This window comes from Streptomyces sp. NPDC050732 (assembly GCF_040654255.1).
Taxonomy (GTDB): domain Bacteria; phylum Actinomycetota; class Actinomycetes; order Streptomycetales; family Streptomycetaceae; genus Streptomyces.
Genome location: NZ_JBFAHP010000085.1, coordinates 1 through 2,082, shown reverse-complemented (window position 1 = coordinate 2,082; position 2,082 = coordinate 1). Strand labels below are relative to the sequence as shown.

General features: G+C 71.4%; 3 protein-coding genes. All 3 read left to right on the top strand.

The window, feature by feature from the left end; genetic code table 11:
* The coding region (locus AB0H82_RS36375; RefSeq protein ID WP_362999826.1) for a vitamin B12 dependent-methionine synthase activation domain-containing protein at positions 1–1,080 on the top strand (1,080 nt) is incomplete at its 5' end.
* Positions 1,077–1,982 carry a methylenetetrahydrofolate reductase [NAD(P)H] gene (gene metF, locus AB0H82_RS36370; protein WP_362999825.1) on the top strand — a complete coding sequence of 302 codons (906 nt, stop codon included), beginning with the start codon at positions 1,077–1,079 and terminating at the stop codon, positions 1,980–1,982. The genes AB0H82_RS36375 and metF, both read left to right, overlap by 4 nt.
* Positions 1,960–2,082 (top strand): adenosylhomocysteinase (locus AB0H82_RS36365; RefSeq protein ID WP_362999827.1); only part of this gene is annotated, 123 nt, incomplete at its 3' end. The genes metF and AB0H82_RS36365, both read left to right, overlap by 23 nt.

The window sequence follows — 2,082 nt, the reverse complement described above, 5'->3', positions numbered from 1 at the left end:
GCCGACTTCCCCGTCATCCTCGGCGGCGCCGCGCTGACCCGCGCCTACGTCGAGCAGGACCTGCACGAAATCTACGAGGGCGAGGTGCGCTACGCGCGCGACGCGTTCGAGGGCCTGCGCCTGATGGACGCCCTCATCGCGGTCAAGCGCGGGGTGCCCGGCGCCACCCTGCCCGAACTCAAGCAGCGCCGGGTGCCCAGCAAGGCCGCCACCGCGGTGCTGGAGGTGACCGAACAGGAGCAGCCGGCGCGCTCGGAGGTGGCCAGCGACAATCCGGTGCCCGTCCCGCCGTTCTGGGGCACCCGGGTGGTCAAGGGCATCCAGCTCAAGGAGTACGCCTCCTGGCTGGACGAGAGCGCCCTGTTCAAGGGCCAGTGGGGCCTCAAGCAGGCCCGCACCGGCACCGGCCCCACCTATGAAGAACTCGTCGAGAGCGAGGGACGGCCCCGCCTGCGCGGCTGGCTGGACCGCCTCCACAGCGACAACCTCCTCCAGGCCGCCGTCGTGCACGGCTACTTCCGCTGCGTGTCCAAGGGCGAGGACCTGATCCTGCTGGACGAGGCCGGCGCCGAACACACCCGCTTCACCTTCCCCCGCCAGCCGCGCGGCCGCCGGCTGTGCCTGGCGGACTTCTTCCGCCCCGAGGAATCCGGCGAGAGCGACGTCGTGGGGCTGCAGGTGGTCACCGTCGGCTCGAAGATCGGCGAGGCCACCGCCGAACTGTTCGCCGCCGACTCCTACCGCGACTACCTCGAACTGCACGGCCTGTCCGTCCAGCTCGCCGAGGCCCTCGCCGAATACTGGCACGCCCGGGTCCGTTCCGAACTGGGCATCGCCGCAGGCGACCCCGACACCCCCGAGGGCATGTTCCGCACCCAGTACCAGGGCTGCCGCTACTCCCTGGGCTACCCCGCCTGCCCCGACCTGGCAGACCGCGCCAAAATCGCCGCCCTGCTCCAGCCCGAACGGATCGGCGTACAGCTCTCCGAGGAGTTCCAGCTGCACCCCGAGCAGTCCACCGACGCCATCGTCGTCCACCACCCCCAGGCCGGCTACTTCAACGCCGGAGGCCGGCCATGAGTGCCCTGCGCGACCTCATCCGCCAGCCCGAGCCCACCTTCTCCTTCGAGTTCTTCCCGCCCAAGACAGCGGCCGCGGCCACCGCCCTGTGGCGCACCATCCGCCGCATCGAAACCCTCGCCCCCGCCTTCGTCTCGGTCACCTACGGCGCCGGCGGCTCCTCCCGGGAACGCACCGTGGAGGTCACCAAACGCATCGCCACCGAGACGACACTGCGCCCCGTCGCCCACCTGACCGCCATCGGGCACTCGGTGGCCGAACTGCGCCACATCATCGGCCAGTACGCCGACGCGGGCGTACGCGACGTGCTGGCGGTGCGCGGCGACCCGCCCGGCGACCCGGGCGCCGACTGGATCCCCCACCCCCACGGCCTCACCCACGCCCACGAACTGGTGCGCCTGGTCAAGGAGTCGGGAGACTTCAGCGTCGGCGTGGCCGCCTTCCCCGAACGCCACCCGCGCTCACCCGACTGGGACAGCGACATCCGCCACTTCGTCGCCAAGTGCCGCGCGGGCGCCGACTACGCCATCACCCAGATGTTCTTCCACACCGAGGACTACCTGCGGCTGCGCGACAAGGTGGCCGCCGCCGGCTGCGACACCCCGATCATCCCGGAGATCATGCCGGCCACCGACGTGCGCCAGATCAGCCGCTTCGCCCGGCTCAGCGGCGCCGCCTTCCCCGAAACCCTGGCCCACCGCCTGGAGGCCGCCCGCGACGACCCCGCCGAAGGCCACCGCATCGGCGTCGAGCACGCCACCGCGATGGCCTGCCGCCTGCTGGCCGAGGGCGCCCCCGGACTGCACTACATCACCCTCAACCGCTCGACGGCCACGCTCGAGATCCACCGCAACGTCACCACCTCAAGGAGCACCCCGCATGACCTCGCAGCCCACCACTGACGGCCAGGACTTCAAGGTCGCCGACCTCTCGCTTGCGGCGTTCGGCCGTAAGGAGATCACGCTGGCCGAGCACGAGATGCCCGGTCTGATGGCGATCCGC

Bases quoted from the DNA above. Each gene is read 5' to 3' on its own strand.
- metF (WP_362999825.1), top strand. From the start codon at position 1,077: ATGAGTGCCCTGCGCGACCTCATCCGCCAGCCCGAGCCCACCTTCTCC.